Source organism: Pseudoalteromonas sp. SA25, assembly GCF_011378705.1.
Taxonomy (GTDB): Bacteria; Pseudomonadota; Gammaproteobacteria; order Enterobacterales; family Alteromonadaceae; genus Pseudoalteromonas; species Pseudoalteromonas arctica.
This window is the reverse complement of record NZ_WTKV01000008.1, coordinates 52,927-71,658: the sequence shown is the minus strand read 5'-3', so window position 1 is coordinate 71,658 and position 18,732 is coordinate 52,927. Positions and strand designations below refer to the sequence as shown.

Genomic DNA, 18,732 nt, shown 5'->3' with positions numbered 1-18,732 from the left:
CCTACTTGAACAACTCCTGAAAGGCTTTGAACTAAATTACAGACATAAAAAAACGCGGTAGTCCGCGTTTTTTATAATTATAAATACTTACACAGAGCCGTTAATTGGCCCGTGTTCGTGGTTTACATGTGGATTTTGTCCGCGTTGGCGCAGTAAATGATCCATTAATGTAATAGCCATCATTGCCTCAGCAATCGGGATTGCACGAATACCCACACACGGATCGTGACGACCTTTAGTGATCATCTCAACCGCTTCGTTGCTTGTATTAATGCTGTTACCTGGGATGGTAATACTCGACGTTGGTTTTAGCGCAATAGAAGCAATAATATCTTGCCCTGTCGAAATACCCGCAAGTACGCCACCTGCATGGTTTGATGTAAAACCTTCAGGGGTTAGCTCGTCGCGATGCTCAGAGCCTTTTTGCTCAACTACGTCAAAGCCATCACCAATTTCAACGCCTTTAACTGCATTAATACTCATTAATGAGTGTGCAAGTTCGGCATCAAGGCGGTCAAATACTGGCTCACCAAGACCAACAGGTACATTGCTTGCCACTACTTTTACTTTAGCGCCAACTGAGTCACCTTGCTTTTTAAGGTCACGCATATATTCGTCAAGCGCTTCAAGCTTACTTGCATCAGGGAAGAAGAATAAGTTATTTTCAACTTCGTCCCAATCAAACGTTTCCGCCTTAATAGGACCTAGCTGGCTTAAGCATGCTTTAACTTCAATACCATGAAATTGCTTTAAGTATTTTTTAGCGATAGCGCCTGCCGCTACGCGTATTGCGGTTTCGCGTGCAGACGAACGGCCGCCACCACGATAATCGCGCAGGCCGTACTTATGCCAATACGTGTAATCGCCATGACCTGGGCGAAATACATCTTTAATTTTGCCGTAATCTTGCGAGCGTTGATCGGTGTTTTCAATTAATAAACCAATGCTGGTACCTGTGGTTTTACCTTCAAAAACGCCTGCTAATATTTTTATTTGATCGCTTTCGCGGCGCTGCGTTGTATAACGGCTTTGGCCTGGTTTTCGGCGATCTAAATCAATTTGTAAGTCGGCCTCTGTGATTTCAAGACCTGCGGGAGTACCATCAACAACGCCGCCTAATGCAACGCCGTGGCTCTCACCAAAGGTGGACACTTTAAATAACTGTCCAATGCTATTACCTGCCATTAACTTTCCTCATTCCTAATGACTACCAATAGCCAAGCACACGGCTTGGCTATTCATTTTTTACTTATTTTGCAAAATACTCATCTAGCTGCTTTTTGCTAATTACAAATACACCTAAGCCGCCTTGTTCAAATTCAATCCATTCAAACGGCGCGCCCGGATACAGTGCATCCATATGTACCATAGAGTTACCAACTTCTACAAATAACAAACCGTTATCAGTTAGGTGTTCACTCGCTTCACTTAAAATAGTACGGGTTACATCTAAACCATCGTGGCCTGAAGCAAGCCCAAGCTCTGGTTCATGATGAAATTCACGTGGTAAGTCAGCCATATCTTCTGCATCAACATATGGTGGGTTTGCTACTATTAGGTCGTATTTTTGACCTGGTACACCGCTAAATACATCAGACTGAATAGGTAACACACGATCAGTTAACATGTAATCGTTAATGTTAATGTCTGTCACTTCAAGCGCTTCATACGATATATCTACCGCATCAACTTGTGCCTGCTCAAAAGCTTGCGCAAGTGCAATTGCGATACAACCCGAGCCTGTACATAAATCTAATATACGGTTAACCGATTGTGGCTCTTCAAGCCAGGGTGTAAAGCGGTTGCTGATAAGCTCAGCAAACGGTGAGCGAGGTATAAGTACACGTTCATCCACATAAAATGGCATACCCGCAAACCATGCAATGTTTGTTAAGTAAGGTACTGGTGTGCAGTCGTTAATACGTTCTGCAATAAGACCCGCAAGTCGGTTTTTTTCTGTGCTTGTTAAACGCGCGTGCATTAATTCTTTTGGCGCATCAACAGGCAAGCTAAGCGCAGGCAGTAATAAGCTTACAGCTTCATCCCATGCGTTATCTGTACCGTGTCCAAAAAATATACTACTACTTGCAAATTGGCTTGTAGTCCAACGTAACCAGTCATGTAAAGTTGACAGTTCTGCAACGGCTTCTTCGAGTGTTGCTTCTTCTATTTGTAAATCGCTCATATATTTTTACCTGTATTAGCTTACTGACTGTTTTGAGTCTTTAAGACGATTGCATTGCCTATCTGCGCTGGGCAAATTACAATTGCCCCTCATTTAAGTATTGTACCGCCTTTTGCGCTGCGTTTTTACGTTTTTTTGTTTAGGTAATAGTTATGAAAAAAGACACTCCATCACATTCGTCCCTAAGCAATGACGACATAAGCTTATTTCGTCAAACGATCACAGACGCCAAAGTATTTAAACAAGATACTCATCGTTTTGATACAAAGCCTAAGGTGTCACAAGCTAAGCAATTTGCCCAGCAAAAAAAGCAGGCTCAATCTGAATTTTTCTTCTCAGACGTTTATATTCCCGATATAGACACCCACGGCACGGTTAAATATGTAAAACCAGGCCAAGATACCTTCCTAGCTAAACAGCTTCGCCGTGGTGACTTTGCACCCGATTTGACGCTAGATTTACATGGCTTAAATAAAGAACTTGCTAAAGATGAACTCGCTGGACTCATTCACGAATGTAAAAAGCAGCATTACTATTGTGCATGTGTAGTGCACGGTATTGGCGGCGGCGTACTAAAGCACAAAGTGCCTCAGTACTTAGTACAGCACCCAGACGTAATAGCGATGCACCAAGCCCCTCTCGAATATGGTGGTAGAGGCGCTGTACTCATACTAATTAATTTACCGCAAAGTGATGAATTTAGACGCTAACTTTAGCTATTACTAGGATGTAACTTCGTGCATATTTTTTCGATTATTTTTCCACTCATTTTTATTGTTGCGTTTGGTTATAGCTGTTGCCGATTAAAATTTTTCGAAAAGCAGCATATTGCAGGCTTAAGTAAATTTACTTTTTATATTAGTTTGCCTGCTTTTTTATTGTTAAATATGTCGCAAATTAACTTACAGCAAAGCATTAGCCTTTTTGCATTTTTGAGTTTTTACATACCCGTTCTGAGCGTGTTTGGGGTGGGTATTTTAATTGATCGCTTTTATTTAAATAAAAAGTATTTAAAAAATTACCAACAACACGGCGTCTTTGGACTCGCTTCTAGCTATTCAAATATGGTGTTAGTGGGTATTCCTATTGTTATTGCATCGCTTGGCAAAGAGATGATAGCCATTGCGTTTATGATCATTACTTTTCATAGCACATTGTTATTTGCACTTACTTTTTTAATAGGGGCTAAGGGCAGTAGCGATAAATTTTCGTGGTCGCACTTTGGAAAAAGTATGGTGTTAAACCCAATAGTACTAAGTATTGGGTGCGGGCTTATATTAAACATATTAGGAGTTACACTGTTTACCGACTTAGCAAATAGTTTGGAGCTATTAGCTAAACCAGCAATTGCCTGTGCGCTATTTGTACTTGGTGCTAATTTAGCTTTTTATAAAATAGCTGCAAATTGGCAACCGGCGTTAATAGCATCAATTTTAAAAATATTTTTATTGCCTGCGCTAGTTTTATTGGTAGGCACCTATGTATTTAAGCTAGACACGCAAATACTTAATGTATTGGTACTTTTAAGTGCGTCCCCTGTTGGCGTAAATGCTTATCTTATTGCGACTCAAATAAAGCAGCATGAAGCTACTCTTGCTGGGGCTGTCGTACTTTCTACTATCTTAAGTGTTATTAGCTTTACGTTTTGGCTAGCTTTATTACTTTAGCTTACAAACCGCCGGCTACATCAACAAAGCTACCCGTTGTAAAAGAAGCGTGCTCTGAAGCTAAAAAGTAAATTGCTGCAGCAACCTCTTCGGGTGTACCGCCTCTGCCAAGGGGTAATTTACTTTTAAGACGATCGACTCGATTTTTTTCACCGCCATCGCTATGCATATCAGTGTAAATAAGCCCAGGTCTAACCGAGTTAACTCGAATACCTTTACTTGCCACCTCTTTTGCCAAGCCAATAGTAAATGTGTCCATTGCACCTTTAGATGCTGCATAATCAATGTACTCATTAGGAGAGCCCGTTTTAGCGGCCCCCGATGAAACATTAACAATACTACCGCTATTTCCCATTCGCTTTATTGCCTCACGGCTACATAAAAAAGCACTGGTAATATTTGTAGTCAAAACTTCGTTTATGCGCTCAGCACTCATTTCTAACAAAGGCATTTGTGGTTTTAAAATACCGGCGTTATTTATTAGTACATCAAGTTGACCAAAGACTTTATCTATATGCATAAATAAAGCTAAAACGTCAGCCTCTAGTGACACGTCACCTTGAATTACTTCAGCCTCAACGCCTAATTGCTTTACTTTTTCTGCCACCAATATTGCACTAGCTAAATCTGCTTTATAATTAATGCAAACATTATAACCGTGCTTTGCAAAATATAATGCGGTAGCTGCGCCAATACCTCGACTAGAGCCAGTGATGAGTACAACGGGGGAGCAAGTCATTAAAGCTATTATTCTTTTAAAGCTGCAACGACTGAAATTTCAACAAGCAGTGCATCACGTGCCATTTTAGCTTCTACGCAGGCACGTGCTGGTGCACAACCCTCGGTTACCCACGCATCCCATACTGCATTCATATCAGCAAAGTATTCCATGCTCTTTACATAAATAGTCGCGCTAAGCATATGTTCTTTTGAACTTCCCGCTTCATCAAGCAATGCCTCTACTTTATCAAGCATAGTTTGAGTTTGTTCTTTGATATCTTTTTGCGCGTCGGCGCATACCTGCCCACATAAATACACAGTGCCGTTATGTTTTACAATGCGGCTCATGCGCGCACCTGTTTGTAAACGTTCTATTGTCATTTTACTTTACTCAATTATTTATATTTAAACGTTTTCTGGGGCATTTATACTTAAATAACTACTACGCTGGGTTTGCTCATCGTAACTAATAACAGCAACAGCACCCGTATTAAAAATGGGCATATTGCCAGGGCTTAATTGGTCCACTAAGTAACTTACAATAGGCATGTGTGCCACTATAAGCCATGTATTGCATTGGGGGTGAGTAGCAATAAGTGTTTCGATGTAGTCAGCAGCAATTTGAGGTTTGCCTTCGGGAATTATATCAGACGTGGTTTCGCTAAATTTAAATACGTTATTTTTAGCCACACCCGCAGCTGTTTGCTGTGCTCGAATGTAAGGACTAACTAACAGTGCATCAGGGTAATGTGCTTTACTGAGCCAAAGGCCCATTTTTTCAGCTTCATCATGCCCTGCTTGGGTTAAATTTCTACCTGCATCATCAGCCTGCATGGGTGTTGCTTCGCCGTGGCGCATTATTAGAATTGTTTTCATAAAAAATCAACCGATTAAAGAATATAAAACAGTAGCCAGTTTGCCCGTTTGTCAGCTATATTAACAATATAAATCTATTTATTTCTAAAATAGTTCTTTCATGAGATTCAGGTAAATCTTTAAGCTGTACTTCGCTTTCCTGAAGCCATCATCTGTTGTTAACAAGTAAACGTTTAGTTTCAGGAGCATCATTTGAATATCAGCCGCAATGATAACAGAGCATACCGCGCCTTTACACTGGACAATGGTCTAAAAGTACTATTAGTGCAAGATAAAGATTCTACAAAAGCGGCAGCATCAATGGCAGTTAACGCCGGACATTTTGACGACCCTCTTGATAGGCAAGGCCTAGCACACTTTTTAGAGCACATGCTTTTTTTAGGCACTGACCAATACCCAGATTCAGGCAGTTTTAATAATTTTGTTTCGCAAGCTGGCGGCAACACCAATGCGTGGACCGGCACTGAGCATACCTGTTACTTTTTTGATATTAACAATCAAGAATTTGAACAAGCACTTACCCAATTTAGCCGCTTTTTTATTGCGCCTCTTTTAAATTCAGCCGAAACAGAAAAAGAACGTAACGCAATTGAAGCCGAGTTTAAACTAAAAATAAAAGACGACGGTCGCCGTATTTATCAAGCCCATAAAGAAACGGTAAATCCAGCTCATCCATTTGCTAAGTTTTCTGTAGGAAACCTACAAACCTTAGCTGACAGAGAGCGCTGTATTAGTGATGAGCTTCGTGACTTTTTTAATAGCCAGTACCAAGCTCAGTGGATGACTTTAGTTATTTGCGCAAACGAAACATTAGACACACTACAAAGCTGGACTCAAACTTACTTTGGCGCAATTAACGGCAACAAAAACCTTAAAAAGCCAGAGATCAGTGAGCCACTTTATCGTAAACAAGACATAGGAAAAATACTCCACATTGAGCCACATAAGCATATGCAAAAACTTATTATAAGTTTTGCTATGCCTAATATTGACGACTTTTATCGCCATAAAACAGTAAGTTTTATTGCCCACTTACTTGGCTATGAAGGCGCGGGTTCTCTTTATTCTATTTTAAAAGAACAAGGCTGGATAAACGCGCTTTCTGCTGGCGGTGGTATTAATGGCAGCAACTTCAAAGATTTTAATATTAGCTTAGCGCTTACCGATGAAGGTATTGAATACTTCGAAGACATTATTGAAATGGTGTTTGAATACATTTGCTTAATTAACGATAACACCGAAAAATTGCCACGCTTATACCAAGATAAAAAAAATCTATTACAAATAGCATTCGATAACCAAGAAAAGTCACGCCTGATTGATTGGGTCAGTAATTTAAGCATTAATATGCAGCATTACGATGAAGCAAATTACGTGCAAGGCGACTATTTAATGGAAGGCTTTAAAAAAGCGACCCACGAAATGGCCATGCAGTGGTTAACGCCACATAATATGCGCATCGTACTTATACATCCAGATGTAGAGCCTGAACATAAAACGGCATGGTACAACACACCATATAAAGTAGAACATATTTCACCTAGTTGGCTTGATGCCCTTAGCGAGATAAATAAGCCGTTGAGCGAAATGCTGCTACCTACAGCTAATCCTTATTTAACAAAAGAAGTGGTGTTATTTGATGTCGTAAAACCACAAACAAAACCCGAGTTATTAGTAAAAGAACCCGGTTTTGACTTTTGGTTTAAACAAGACAACACATTTCGTGTTGCTAAAGGCCATTTTTATTTGGCCATGGATTCTGATTTTGCCGTAAAAGATGTAAAACATATGGCACTCACCCGCTTATTTACAGATTTATTTATGGATAGTGTGGGCGAGCAATTTTATCCAGCAGAACTTGCGGGACTTAGCTACCACTTAACCTCGCATCAAGGTGGATTAACTCTACATACTGCGGGGCTTTCATCTAGCCAGTTAGAGCTTGTTGATCAATTAATAGATGCTTTATTTAATGTAGAGATCTGTGCAAAACGCTTTGCTGAATATAAAAAACAGCTTGTAAGGCATTGGCGCAATAGCAACCAAAACAAACCAGTCAGTGAGTTATTTAGCATTTTAGGCGCAAAAATAATGCCTTGGAACCCACAACCTGGGGAGCTTGCATCGGCATTAAAAAACACCTGTTTTCAGCAATTTAATGAGTTCAGAACAGACTTTTTTAAAGCACTACATGTTGAATCATTTTTACATGGTAACTGGCAGCAAAGTGATGCAATAGCCTTTCAAAAAAAGGTCGCAAATCACTTAAAAAACGCAACCATAATTGAAGATTTAAGACGCCCTCTTTTTGAAATTAAAAAAGTAACTCGCTACGAGTTAGAGCTTCCTTGTAACGACCATGCAATGGTTATTTACTATCAAGCGCAAACGGATTGCGTGGCCGAAAAAGTAAAAATGATGGCGTTAAATCATTTAATTAATCAAGATTACTTTAATGAATTACGAACTACACAGCAACTTGGTTATTTAGTAGGCGCAGGTTATGCACCATTTAACACGCGTGCTGGAATAGCATTTTATGTGCAGTCACCTAAGTTTGATGCAAAAACTTTATTGCATCGACATAACCGTTTTATTAAAAACTACCTTGATAACATTGATGCACTTGATGAAAACGATTGGCAACAGCAAAAACACGGCCTTAGTACTCATATTGCAGAAAAAGATAAAAACCTGCGCCTACGCTCACAACGGTTATGGCTTGCTATTGGTAACAGAGATCATGAATTTCATATGCAACAACGACTTTTAGATGCCTTAAATGCGCTAACCCTAAAAGAACTAAAAGTTTATGCACTAAGCCTATTTGATGATAATAGACCAAGATATGAGCTTTTAAGCTCGGCAAAAGTCAATAAATCTCAAAATATGCCCGTTTACTCTCAATCTCTTTGACACTAGGTTTAGCTTGTTTTAAATTATCATTTGTAAATTAGAAGTAATAAAAAAATGATAAAAATAATAATAAAACTAAGCATGCTTGTAGTACTTGCTTACTCATTTGAGCTTTTTGCCTTTGAGTCATCATTTAATTACAACTCCGACAATATACTTATACTAGCAAGCGCCATTATAGCGCTTGCTTTGCCCTACCTGTTATTTGTAATCCACAAACTTAGACGCTCACGCCGTCAACTCCGTCTTTCGGAAAAACGCCTTAAAAGCACTGTAGAAGGTAGCGGCGATACACTTTGGGACTGGAACATAAAAACAGGCGAAGTTATTCGTATTAACGATAAGTACTTAATGGATTCGACTACCTTAATGGGGTTTCCGCCAAACAAAGGCCTTATTCACCCTCACGATATTAATAACGTTGAGCACTTGTTAAAAGTACACTTTGCAGAGCAGTCTGCTTTTTTTGAAGCCACCTACCGAATCAAAGATACATTTGGTCGTTGGCATTGGGTACTCGATCGCGGAAAAATAATTGAAAAAGACGCCAACTTATCACCCCTTAGAATGACCGGTACCGTTCGCGATATATCACAGTTAAAATCAACGGAAGAACGCTTAAACCTTTTTGCTAAATGTGTTGAATCTCTCACTGACGCCTTAGCAATTTACGATAAAAACTTTAAACTGGTTGATATAAACCCGAGTTTTTTAACCTTGTTTGGTGGCGTACGCGAGCAATACTTAGGAAAAGATTTCAACCTATCTGGGTATGAGCCAAGCTACACAAACAGAATTATTGAAATAGTAAAAGAGCGCGAACATATCCAACAAGAAGTGAAGCTTCGTAATAGTGAGCGTGTTTTATTGCCTATAGAAATATCGATAGATGAAATTAAAAACGATCAAAATCAAATAACTAATTATGTCGTTGTTTATTCAGATTTAACAGAGCGTAAAAAAGCCGAATCGCAGTTACATAACTTATCGAATCGAGATCGCACAACTAGCCTGCCTAACCGAAATTTATTTTTTACTGATTTGCAAAAGCTAGTAAAGCTCAACTCGCATCACGCCTTGCTTGTATTCGATTTAGATAACTTTAAAAAAATAAATGACTCGTTAGGGCATCAACTAGGTGACAGCTTATTAGCTAAACTAGCAATGCGCTTAAATAAACTAACCCGCGAAAATGATGTATTTTATCGTTTAGGCGGCGATGAGTTTGCTCTTGTAATGTCTGACACTAACGACATACATGTAATTACACGTATGGCAAAACAGTTTTTAGCAGCCATTGCTACACCATTTAAAATGGCTGGCCACGAACTGGCAATCACCTCAAGTGTAGGCATTGTATTATTTCCAGAAGACGGTAATACGCCTGAACTGCTTTTAAAAAATGCAGATACCGCGATGTATCATGCTAAAAAGAAAGGTAACAGCTACTTATTTTTTAACGACACGATGAACCGTCAAGCCGTTAAACGACTACAAATAGAAAACCTTATGCGCTTTGGTTTAAAAGAAGATCATTTTGAAGTGTACTACCAACCAAAAATGAATATCCGCACAGGCAAGCTAACCGGAATGGAAGCATTAGTACGCTTTATTACACCCAAAAAAGGCATTATTAGCCCAGGCGTGTTTATACCCATAGCCGAGGAGACGGGCCAAATAATTGAAATTGGTGAAGTGGTATTAAACAAAGCCTGCAGAGACGTAAAAGAATGGCTAGATAGCGGTTTATTTAGCGGCCGAGTAGCTGTCAACTTATCAGCAAAGCAATTTAGCCTCCCCGATTTAACTTCTCGTATTGACGTTATTTTGCAAAAAAACGAATTACCTTCTTACTTTTTAGAGCTTGAAATAACAGAAGGTACTGTAATGGACGACCCTAAAGAAGCCATTGCAATTATGCGTTCGTTAAGTGCCCGAGGTATTCATTTAGCAATGGATGATTTTGGTACTGGTTATTCATCATTAGCGTATTTAAAGCAATTTCCGCTTAATACACTTAAAGTAGATAAAGCATTTATAGATGACATGACCAACGAACGAGGGCGTAATATGGTCGACTCAATAGTCACTATTGCGCATAACCTTGATTTGCATGTAGTTGCTGAAGGTGTAGAACAAGCTCATCAAATTGATATACTTAAAAAGCTTAATTGCGAAACAGTACAAGGTTATTACTATTCTAAGCCACTATCAAAAAGTGAATTTACTGAATTTTTAAAGCAGCAACAAACTAAAGCAGCCCCAAGCTTAATTAGAAAAAATAAAAATGTGGCGTCGATAAATTAAGGGCGCCATATACACGCATTTATACCTACATTTCTTACTAAAGCACGGCGATAATGTAGATTAAATAAGCACCAGGCCACAGGCCCAAGTAAACCGCCTAAAATAAGCCATCGCTTAATTGGCATACCTTTTTTAATGGCTTCTAAATACATTAAAGCTATAAATGCACTGCTTAGTAAAACTATAAACAAAATTACCCTTTAAAGTTGCTCAAAAATACGGCACTTATTCTAACGCTAACGTGATTAAATTTAAAGCAACAAATCCCCCGCGCGCACAAAAAAGCCGAAGCTGTTAAACACAGATTCGGCTTTTAAAATTATAATTTATACCAATCTGCTTATATATGGGGTCTATTTAACGTTAAGAAAATTACGCTAGAACTAGGCAAAAGTTTTTATATCTAGTTGTTCTCGGCAATTGCTCCCTGCATTGCTCTACCTCCTGCATCCATGCATCCATGCATCCATGCAGTCGTAAATAAAAAACTTTTAACGACGTTATAGTGCAATTTAATTCGTTAAATTGATCAAAGATTTATGCAGGTTGGTATTACAAGTTACTTTTCAGCACGACCCATAAATTTGTGTTCAACAGTATTAATACGGATACGGTCACCTGTTGAAATATGCTCTGGCACAGAAATATTTAAGCCAGTAGACATACGTGCAGGTTTTGAACGAGCACTCGCAGATGCACCTTTGATAGATGGGTCTGTTTCTTCAACAACAAGTTCAACACTTGACGGTAAATCAAGCCCTACTGGCGCGCCATCAATAACAATTACGTGTACGCCTTGTGTTTCTTCATTAACAAATAAAATTTCTTCGCTAATAGCATCTTTGCTTAAGTTATAAGGCGTGTAATCTTCATTATCCATGAACACATACTCGTCACCATCAATGTACGATAGCATTACTTCACGGCGTGTTAAATCAGCCAGCGTTAGCATGTCACTGTCTTTGAATGTTTCGTCAACTTTACCACCGGTTACCACATCGTATAAACGCATACGGTATAAACTACCACCAGCACGACCTTGCGGCACAGAGCGCACAATATCTTTTACAACTAAAACGCGGCCATTGAAGTCAATAGCAGTACCTTTTTTAACATCACTCGCCTTTGGCATGTGTAAATTCCTATTATTTTTTTGATTGCCAGAAACATACCACGAACTGGATTTTGTTCAACTAAAATTACGTTGGTTTTACGCTACATGTTGTATTAGCTTGTAAAATTTTAATTTATACTAAAATACATATAATCAAATGTGAAAAAAACTGCTATGGTAGCTTTACCGAGTATGACTTCAAGGAATGGATCATGGACCAGAAAAAAGTACATGAGTATTTAGTTAAAAAACCACTTGTTCAGGTTACAAAACCATTTGCGCAAGAGGTTGATGTATATAAAGTGAATCATAAAATGTTTGCGACTCTTGCTATTGGCAATGACGGTCAAACTAATGATGATGGTGAGGTTATTTGGTGGCTTAACTTAAAGTGCGATCCTGATGAAGCAATATCATTGCGTGATATTTTCCCGGCAGTGATCCCTGGTTACCATATGAATAAACGCTTATGGAACACAGTAATTTTAGACGGCACAATTCCACAAGGTGAAATTGAGAGAATGATTGATAACTCATTTAATTTAGTCGTAGAAAACATGCCAGAAAAAGACCGAAAAGCTATTTCACTTCACTTGTAAACACTTTTTGGGCTAGGCTACTAGCCCATTAAAACCCTACACCTTAAGCGTATAAATTAAATCGTCATATAACTTTTCGCCTATTGTATGCACTTTAAAAAGTGTATCGGTATGGGTTAAACCGCACTTACCAAGCACCTTTTCAGAACCAATATTGCCACGCGTTACGACTGCTTTAAACTGCCTAATACCACATTCTTTCCAAGCCCAGTCAATCACAGCTCTTAGGGATTCTGTCGCGTAGCCTTTATTAAAATACTCTGGCAATAATAAATAACCAAGCTCTGCGGTTTCTCCGTCATAGGCAAAGCCTGTAACACCCACAGGTTGTTTTGTTTGATTATTAATAATGAGTAAACACAGGGGATGACGTGATTTAGCATTCCACTTAGGCAAGCGTATCTCAAAGCGGTTTCTTACCAGTGACTCCATTGGCATATCAAAACAATACTTAAGGACTTGAGGATCGCGATGAAGCGCTAGAAAAAGAGGCCAATCAGATTCTTCCATTTGGTACATGCTCAATCTTTGTGTAAATAATGTCATTAAGCTCCTCATTTATTTATAAAAACTATAAAAAAACCGCATTTAAATGCGGTTTTTTTAGATAGCAGAAACTTTATTCTTTCGTTTCAATCTCTTTAATAACTTCAGGCTCAGCTACACTTTGCTCTTGTGACTCAGTGCTTTGTACTTCAGGAGCTACAACCTCAACATGTGTTGCGTTATAAAAAGTAGCACCAGAGCTTGCCATTGTTACCAGTGATTCACATGGTGCAAAGTTAGCATCGCTGTTAGCTAATGTAGACATATCAGAGCTTATTTTACTTGCGCCTAATTTATCCATATAGCTAAACGGGCCACCTAAAAATGGTGGAAAACCAATACCAAATATTGCACCAATGTCGCCATCACGTGGGCTGGCAATAATGCCATCATCTAAACAGCGTACTGCTTCGTTAAGCATTTGCGATACACAACGCTTAGCAATTTCGCTCTTGTTTAAACGTGGAGCCGGGGTAACACCCAATAGTTCGTAAACTGACTCATCAACCTTTTTGCCTTTTTTATCGTATTCATAAAAACCACGACCCGATTTACGGCCAAGGCGTTTTGAATCAATCATACGCATAAATGCATCAGGGCCTTTAAAACGCTCGCCTAATTCTTTTTCAAGAATTGGGGCAATTTTAGAGCCAATATCAATACCTACTTCATCAAGTAGAGCCAGCGGGCCTACCGGAAAACCAAACTCAACAAGCGCTGCATCAATCTTTTCAATTGGCTCGCCTGCTAACATTAAGTTAGCAGCTTCGTTTAAGTAAGGCGCTAAAATACGGTTGACGTAAAAACCGGCCATGTCTTTTACAACAATTGGCGTTTTACCTTGCTTACGTGCAAAGTTAACAACGCGGGCAATGGTCTCTTGAGACGTACCTTCGTGTGGAATAATTTCCACTAATGGCATTTTTTCCACTGGTGAAAAGTAATGCAAGCCAATTACATTTTCAGGACGTGCTGCCTGCGCTGCAATTTGCGATATTGGTAATGATGACGTGTTACTTGCAAAAATTGTATTTGCTTGGCATTGCTGCTCTACGTCTGCAACCATACCTTGCTTAAGTGCAAGGTCTTCAAACACCGCTTCTATTACTAAATCAATGTGTTTAAAGCCACTGTAGTCAGTTGTACCTGTAATACGGTTCATCGTTAACTGCACATCAGCTTTAGACATAATACGACGCTTAAGACGCTTATCTAAAATTTTATAGGTGTAGCTCATTGCATTACTAATGCCCTGCTCTGCTACATCTTTAATACGTACCGGTACTTTAGCTTTAACAGCACTTACGTGCGCAATGCCTGCGCCCATTAGTCCACCACCTAAAACAGCAGTTTTGCTTATTGCGGGTGCGTCATCATTGCGCCACTCTTTTTTCATTTCAGTGGTTGCAAAGAAAATACCGCGAAGCGCTTTCGATTCGTCACTCATTACAAGTGTTGCAAAGCTTTCAGCTTCTGTTTTATACGCTTTTAGCTCATCAAGTTCTACACTAGCTCGCACTGCTTTAATAATAGCGAGTGGTGCTGGGTAGTGCCCGCCCGTTTTTTTAAGTACGTTTTCTTTTGCTTTTTTAAAGATAAAGTTACGACCAAACGGGTTTGACTCTAGTAATTTACTAATATTGTCGAGCTTTGGCTCTTTTGCTTGTGGCTTTTTCTTAGTCGCAAATTCTTTTGCAACTTTTAGCAGCACACTGTGCGGTACACAGTCATCAAGCACACCTGCTTTTTTAGCTTGCGTAGGGCGAATCTGTTTACCTGTTAGCATCCACTCTAGTGCTTTTTGAATACCAACAATTTTAGTTAAGCGTTGGGTGCCGCCGCCACCAGGAAGTAAACCAAGTTGCACTTCTGGTAAGCCAATTTTTGTTAAATCACTGTCGGTACCAACACGGTAATCACATGCTAAAGCAAACTCTAAACCACCACCTAATGCAGCGCCATGAATCGCACTTACTGTTGTGTATGGCAATTTTGTCATATCAAAAAACGCTTGATGACATAGCTCGCTAATAGCTAAAGCATCTTCACGCTTTTGAACGCTATCGAGCATTTTTACATCGGCGCCAGCAATAAAGTTATCGCTTTTTCCGCTTATAAATACCATGCCTTTTACATTTTGCGACTTAGCGTCTTCTAGTAACGCTTTTAAATCATCGGCAAAACTGCTGCGCAGGGTATTCATTTTCTCACCCGGCACATCAATCGTTACCACGGCGATTTTATTTTCATCTACCGCTAAATTAAATACTGAATCTGTCATTACGCGCTCTCCAATACAAAGGCTGCACCTAAACCACCAGCAGCACACGCTGTTGTTAATGCTAAACCGCCACCACGACGTTTAAGCTCGTGTAAGCTTTGCGTAATTAAGCGTGCACCTGTCGCTGCAAATGGGTGACCATATGCTAAAGAGCCGCCGTTAACGTTAAACTTATCCATGTTAATTTCGCCAATTGCTTTGCTGCGACCTAAATGCTCTTGTGCAAATTTGTCTGAAGCAAACATTTTCATATTGGCAAGTGTTTGCGATGCAAACGCTTCGTGCATTTCAATTAAATCTAAATCAGCAAGCGTAATACCCGCTCTATCTAGTGCAATAGGCGTTGAATGAGCTGGGCCCATTAACATGTCTTTTTCTACGCCAATTGCCGAAAATGCAAAGCTACGTACGTAACCTAGTATTTCGTAGCCTAGTGCTTTTGCTTTGCTTTCGCTCATCATAAGTACGGCCGCTGCACCATCAGTTAATGGTGTTGCATTTGCGGCGGTAACAGTACCGTGCTGACGGTCAAAAACAGGTTTAAGCTTGGCGTAGCCTTCAACCGTTGAGTTTTTACGAATGTTGTTATCTTCTGAAATAAAGCTTTTATATGGCGGTAAATGCGCCGTCATTACTTCATCTTTTAACTTTCCATCAGCCCATGCTTGCGTTGCAAGTGAGTGAGAACGATGCGCTAACGCATCTTGATCTTCACGGCTAATATTATGTGTTTTAGCCATTTGCTCAGCAGTTTGCCCCATTGAAAGGCCTGTTGAGTACTCTGCAACTGCAGGAGGCACTGGTAATAAATCTTTTAAACGCAGTTTTGAAAATATTTTTAAGCGTTGACCAAGCGTACGCGCTTTATTTAAATCAACTAAGCTGCCTGCTAGCTTTTTACTAACACCAATTGGCAATACTGATGACGAATCTGCGCCGCCTGCAATACCTACACTTACAGATCCCGCCATAATAGACTCAGCTACATTAGCAATAGCCTGAAAGCTGGTAGCACATGCGCGCGATACAGAATATGCATCAACCGATACCGGCATACCTGTGCCCAATACAATTTCACGTGCAATATTTGGCGCTTCTGGCATTTGTACTACTTGACCAAATACAAGTTGATCAATTTCTGACTTGTTGAAATTTAATCGTTCAAGCATTTCGTTAACCACCAATTTACCCATATCAAGTGCAGGTACATGGTGAAACGCTGTTGCTTGCTTTGCAAAAGGTGTACGTAAGCCGCTAACTATGGCAATACGGTCGCCCTTTGGTGTTTTTAGTATGTTTTGCTCAGACATTTATGCTCTCCCGCTGACAGGTCTGACCTGTTTGTTTTCCTCGATTCTAAACAACCCGTGTACTAAAGCCAATAGATAAACACAAATTTATATAAATAGTGTTTAATTACGACTATCACAATAGGCTTTTTTAGACGCATTTACAAAGTTTTGTGGTACGCTTAAAATCGTTAAAAAATAACGAACTATTTTAAAAAATACAGTCTAACTCTTGAGTTACCCAATTATAAACCTTATAAATAGGTCAGTATTTATCACCTAACACTATTAGGTACAAACCCAGCTGACGAGGACAGTCCACTTATTATGGCAGCTAACGCATTTTCACAATTAAAAACGTACTTAGATACACAAATCATTGGCCAGCCAGAGCTTACACAAGCGCTACTTATTGCTATTTTAGCTGATGGTCACTTATTAGTAGAAGGCCCTCCTGGGCTTGCAAAAACACGTGCAGTTAATGCACTTGCTAAAGGTATTGAAGGATCGTTTCAGCGCGTACAGTTTACGCCAGACTTATTACCGGCTGATGTAACAGGTACCGATATTTACCGCCAACAAACTAGCGAGTTTGTATTTGAAAAAGGCCCTCTTTTTCACAACCTAATTTTAGCTGACGAAATTAACCGTGCACCAGCCAAAGTGCAATCAGCACTATTAGAAGCCATGGCAGAGCGCCAAGTGACCGTGGGTAAAAACACTTATCCGCTTAGCGAACTGTTTTTAGTTATGGCAACACAAAACCCGCTAGAGCAAGAAGGGACTTACCCGTTACCAGAAGCCCAGCTGGATCGCTTTTTACTGCACCTAAGTATTGGCTACCCTGGCGCTGAGCATGAGCTTGATATACTACGTTTAACACGTGGCGAAGCGCTTAACGAGCAACAACCAGTAATGCAAAAAATTAGTCAAAGCGATTTATTTGCAGCTCGTAAAGAAATATTAGGCCTTTATCTAGCAGAGCCACTTGAGCAATATTTAGTACAACTTATTATTGCCACCCGTGAAGGCGCTAAATTAGATGCGCAACTAGGTAGCTGGATTGAGTTTGGTGCAAGTCCGCGTGCAACAATAGCACTTGATAAATGTGCTCGTGCTCATGCATGGCTTCAAGGCCGTGACTTTGTAGCACCTGATGACATTCAAGCTGTTGTGCATAACGTACTGCGTCACCGCATTATTTTAAGTTACGAAGCCCAAGCCGATGGCATTACTAAAGATCAAGTAATAAGCCGTATAGTTGAACTTGTAGCCGTACCATAAGTTATGCAAAAACAATTAGAATCCCAAGCATGGCTCAAACAGAGCCATAGCCACGGTGTTAATTTAGCACTCAAAGAGCTGATGTATTACAAAGCCAAAGCGCAATTGCTTGAACTTGCCCCTAAGGTGAAAATAAAAAACACCTTAACAGGGCAATACCTTGCACCGCACAAAGGCCGAGGAATGGAATTTGCCGAAGTCCGACATTATCAGCAAGGTGACGATATTCGCTCTATTGATTGGCGAGTTACTGCGCGTACCGGCGAGACTCACACAAAGCTCTTTCAAGAAGAAAAAGAACGCCCTGTGTTTGTGTTCACTGATTTTTCAAACTCAATGCTGTTTGGCTCAAAGTTACTGTTAAAGTCGGTGCAAGCTGCGCATATAAGCGCTCTTGTTGCATGGTCGGCGTGTCAGCGCGGCGATAGAATTGGCGGTATTGTGTTTAATCAGCACTCGCATTTGGAGCTAAAGCCCAGCGCCCGTGAAAAAGCCGTCCTTAAGCTTTGTCATAATTTATGCGACAACCACCAGCAAGCACTCAACAACATTGATAAAACAGCCCCTAACAACTTTAGCGATAACCTAAAGCGCCTTAACCATTTAGCAAAACCAGGCAGCTTAGTGTATTTAGTGTCTGATTTTAATGCTCTGGATGATGCCAGCTTTAAGCAACTCGAAATATTAAGCCGCCACTGCGAGCTGATTGGTTGCCACATAAGCGATCCATTTGAGCATCAGTTACCTGCGTTTAAGCAAGCAGTCACCGTTAATGCAAATGGTCAAGACTTTGCCCTACCATTAATGGATAACAGCTTTAGAGAACGCTTTGCTAAAAATGCTGAGCAAGCATTTAGTACGCGCTTTAATCGCTTAACTAAATCGGGTCTTAATTTAATATCATTCAATGCAGCAACACCGCTTGAGCTGCAATTAGTGAGAAAATAA

Annotated in this window: 17 protein-coding genes; 7 read left to right on the top strand and 10 right to left on the bottom strand. The window is 39.9% G+C overall.

Annotated elements, in window-relative coordinates; translation table 11 throughout:
* Positions 1–87: 87 nt before the first annotated feature.
* Both aroC and prmB read right to left on the bottom strand, forming a co-directional pair.
* The gene (aroC, locus tag GQR45_RS08485) at positions 88–1,185 is read right to left on the bottom strand and encodes a chorismate synthase (protein WP_008138551.1); all 1,098 of its coding nucleotides are present in this window, start codon (positions 1,183–1,185) and stop codon (positions 88–90) included.
* 64 nt (positions 1,186–1,249) lie between these two features.
* Positions 1,250–2,185 (bottom strand): 50S ribosomal protein L3 N(5)-glutamine methyltransferase, encoded by a 936-nt coding sequence (prmB, locus tag GQR45_RS08480; protein ID WP_165725676.1) that lies wholly within the window; start codon positions 2,183–2,185, stop codon positions 1,250–1,252.
* A 152-nt stretch (positions 2,186–2,337) separates the two neighbouring features.
* Between prmB and smrB the strand changes: the two genes are divergently transcribed.
* Together smrB and GQR45_RS08470 are read left to right on the top strand one after the other, a co-directional pair.
* Positions 2,338–2,895, top strand: coding sequence for an endonuclease SmrB (gene smrB / locus GQR45_RS08475; RefSeq protein ID WP_165725675.1), 558 nt, complete (start codon positions 2,338–2,340; stop codon positions 2,893–2,895).
* A gap of 27 nt (positions 2,896–2,922) precedes the next feature.
* The gene (locus tag GQR45_RS08470; protein WP_010554665.1) at positions 2,923–3,852 is read left to right on the top strand and encodes an AEC family transporter; all 930 of its coding nucleotides are present in this window, start codon (positions 2,923–2,925) and stop codon (positions 3,850–3,852) included.
* A gap of 1 nt (position 3,853) precedes the next feature.
* Here the strand turns inward: GQR45_RS08470 and GQR45_RS08465 are convergent, their stop codons facing one another.
* The 3 genes from GQR45_RS08465 to sixA are packed head-to-tail and all read right to left on the bottom strand — an operon-like array spanning position 3,854 to position 5,448.
* Positions 3,854–4,591, bottom strand: a complete 738-nt coding sequence (locus GQR45_RS08465) for an SDR family oxidoreductase (RefSeq protein WP_024608900.1) — start codon at positions 4,589–4,591, stop codon at positions 3,854–3,856.
* A gap of 8 nt (positions 4,592–4,599) precedes the next feature.
* The gene (locus GQR45_RS08460; protein WP_010554663.1) at positions 4,600–4,953 is read right to left on the bottom strand and encodes a RidA family protein; all 354 of its coding nucleotides are present in this window, start codon (positions 4,951–4,953) and stop codon (positions 4,600–4,602) included.
* A gap of 24 nt (positions 4,954–4,977) precedes the next feature.
* Entirely contained in the window at positions 4,978–5,448 is a 471-nt protein-coding gene (sixA, locus tag GQR45_RS08455) for a phosphohistidine phosphatase SixA (RefSeq protein WP_007580608.1), read from the bottom strand.
* A gap of 192 nt (positions 5,449–5,640) precedes the next feature.
* On the opposite strand from sixA, the gene GQR45_RS08450 reads away from it, so the two are divergent.
* Entirely contained in the window at positions 5,641–8,364 is a 2,724-nt protein-coding gene (locus GQR45_RS08450; RefSeq protein WP_010554661.1) for an insulinase family protein, read from the top strand.
* Positions 8,365–8,418: 54 nt separating this feature from the next.
* Entirely contained in the window at positions 8,419–10,671 is a 2,253-nt protein-coding gene (locus tag GQR45_RS08445) for an EAL domain-containing protein (RefSeq protein WP_007580604.1), read from the top strand.
* On the opposite strand, the gene GQR45_RS08440 is transcribed toward GQR45_RS08445, so the two are convergent.
* Both GQR45_RS08440 and yeiP read right to left on the bottom strand, forming a co-directional pair.
* Positions 10,668–10,862: a hypothetical protein gene (locus tag GQR45_RS08440; RefSeq protein ID WP_007580601.1), complete on the bottom strand. Its 195-nt coding sequence runs from the start codon at positions 10,860–10,862 to the stop codon at positions 10,668–10,670. The two genes, GQR45_RS08445 and GQR45_RS08440, sit on opposite strands and share 4 nt — an antisense overlap.
* Before the next feature lie 368 nt (positions 10,863–11,230).
* The gene (gene yeiP / locus GQR45_RS08435) at positions 11,231–11,803 is read right to left on the bottom strand and encodes an elongation factor P-like protein YeiP (protein WP_007580599.1); all 573 of its coding nucleotides are present in this window, start codon (positions 11,801–11,803) and stop codon (positions 11,231–11,233) included.
* 194 nt (positions 11,804–11,997) lie between these two features.
* Here yeiP and GQR45_RS08430 point away from each other — a divergent pair, with 194 nt between their 5' ends.
* On the top strand, positions 11,998–12,384 hold the full coding sequence (locus GQR45_RS08430) for an MmcQ/YjbR family DNA-binding protein (RefSeq protein WP_007580596.1): 387 nt from the start codon (positions 11,998–12,000) through the stop codon (positions 12,382–12,384).
* Positions 12,385–12,420: 36 nt separating this feature from the next.
* Here the strand turns inward: GQR45_RS08430 and GQR45_RS08425 are convergent, their stop codons facing one another.
* The 3 genes from GQR45_RS08425 to fadI all read right to left on the bottom strand — a co-directional run bounded on the left by GQR45_RS08425 (position 12,421) and on the right by fadI (position 16,521).
* A complete protein-coding gene (locus tag GQR45_RS08425; protein WP_024608906.1) occupies positions 12,421–12,930 on the bottom strand; it encodes a GNAT family N-acetyltransferase in 510 nt (169 codons plus the stop codon).
* 73 nt (positions 12,931–13,003) lie between these two features.
* Positions 13,004–15,211 (bottom strand): fatty acid oxidation complex subunit alpha FadJ, encoded by a 2,208-nt coding sequence (gene fadJ / locus GQR45_RS08420; protein ID WP_165725674.1) that lies wholly within the window; start codon positions 15,209–15,211, stop codon positions 13,004–13,006.
* Positions 15,211–16,521: an acetyl-CoA C-acyltransferase FadI gene (fadI, locus tag GQR45_RS08415; RefSeq protein WP_004335629.1), complete on the bottom strand. Its 1,311-nt coding sequence runs from the start codon at positions 16,519–16,521 to the stop codon at positions 15,211–15,213. Before fadI ends, fadJ begins: the two co-directional genes overlap by 1 nt.
* A gap of 306 nt (positions 16,522–16,827) precedes the next feature.
* Here fadI and GQR45_RS08410 point away from each other — a divergent pair, with 306 nt between their 5' ends.
* The gene (locus GQR45_RS08410; RefSeq protein WP_004335627.1) at positions 16,828–17,784 is read left to right on the top strand and encodes a MoxR family ATPase; all 957 of its coding nucleotides are present in this window, start codon (positions 16,828–16,830) and stop codon (positions 17,782–17,784) included.
* 3 nt (positions 17,785–17,787) lie between these two features.
* Positions 17,788–18,732 carry a DUF58 domain-containing protein gene (locus tag GQR45_RS08405; protein WP_010554656.1) on the top strand — a complete coding sequence of 315 codons (945 nt, stop codon included), beginning with the start codon at positions 17,788–17,790 and terminating at the stop codon, positions 18,730–18,732.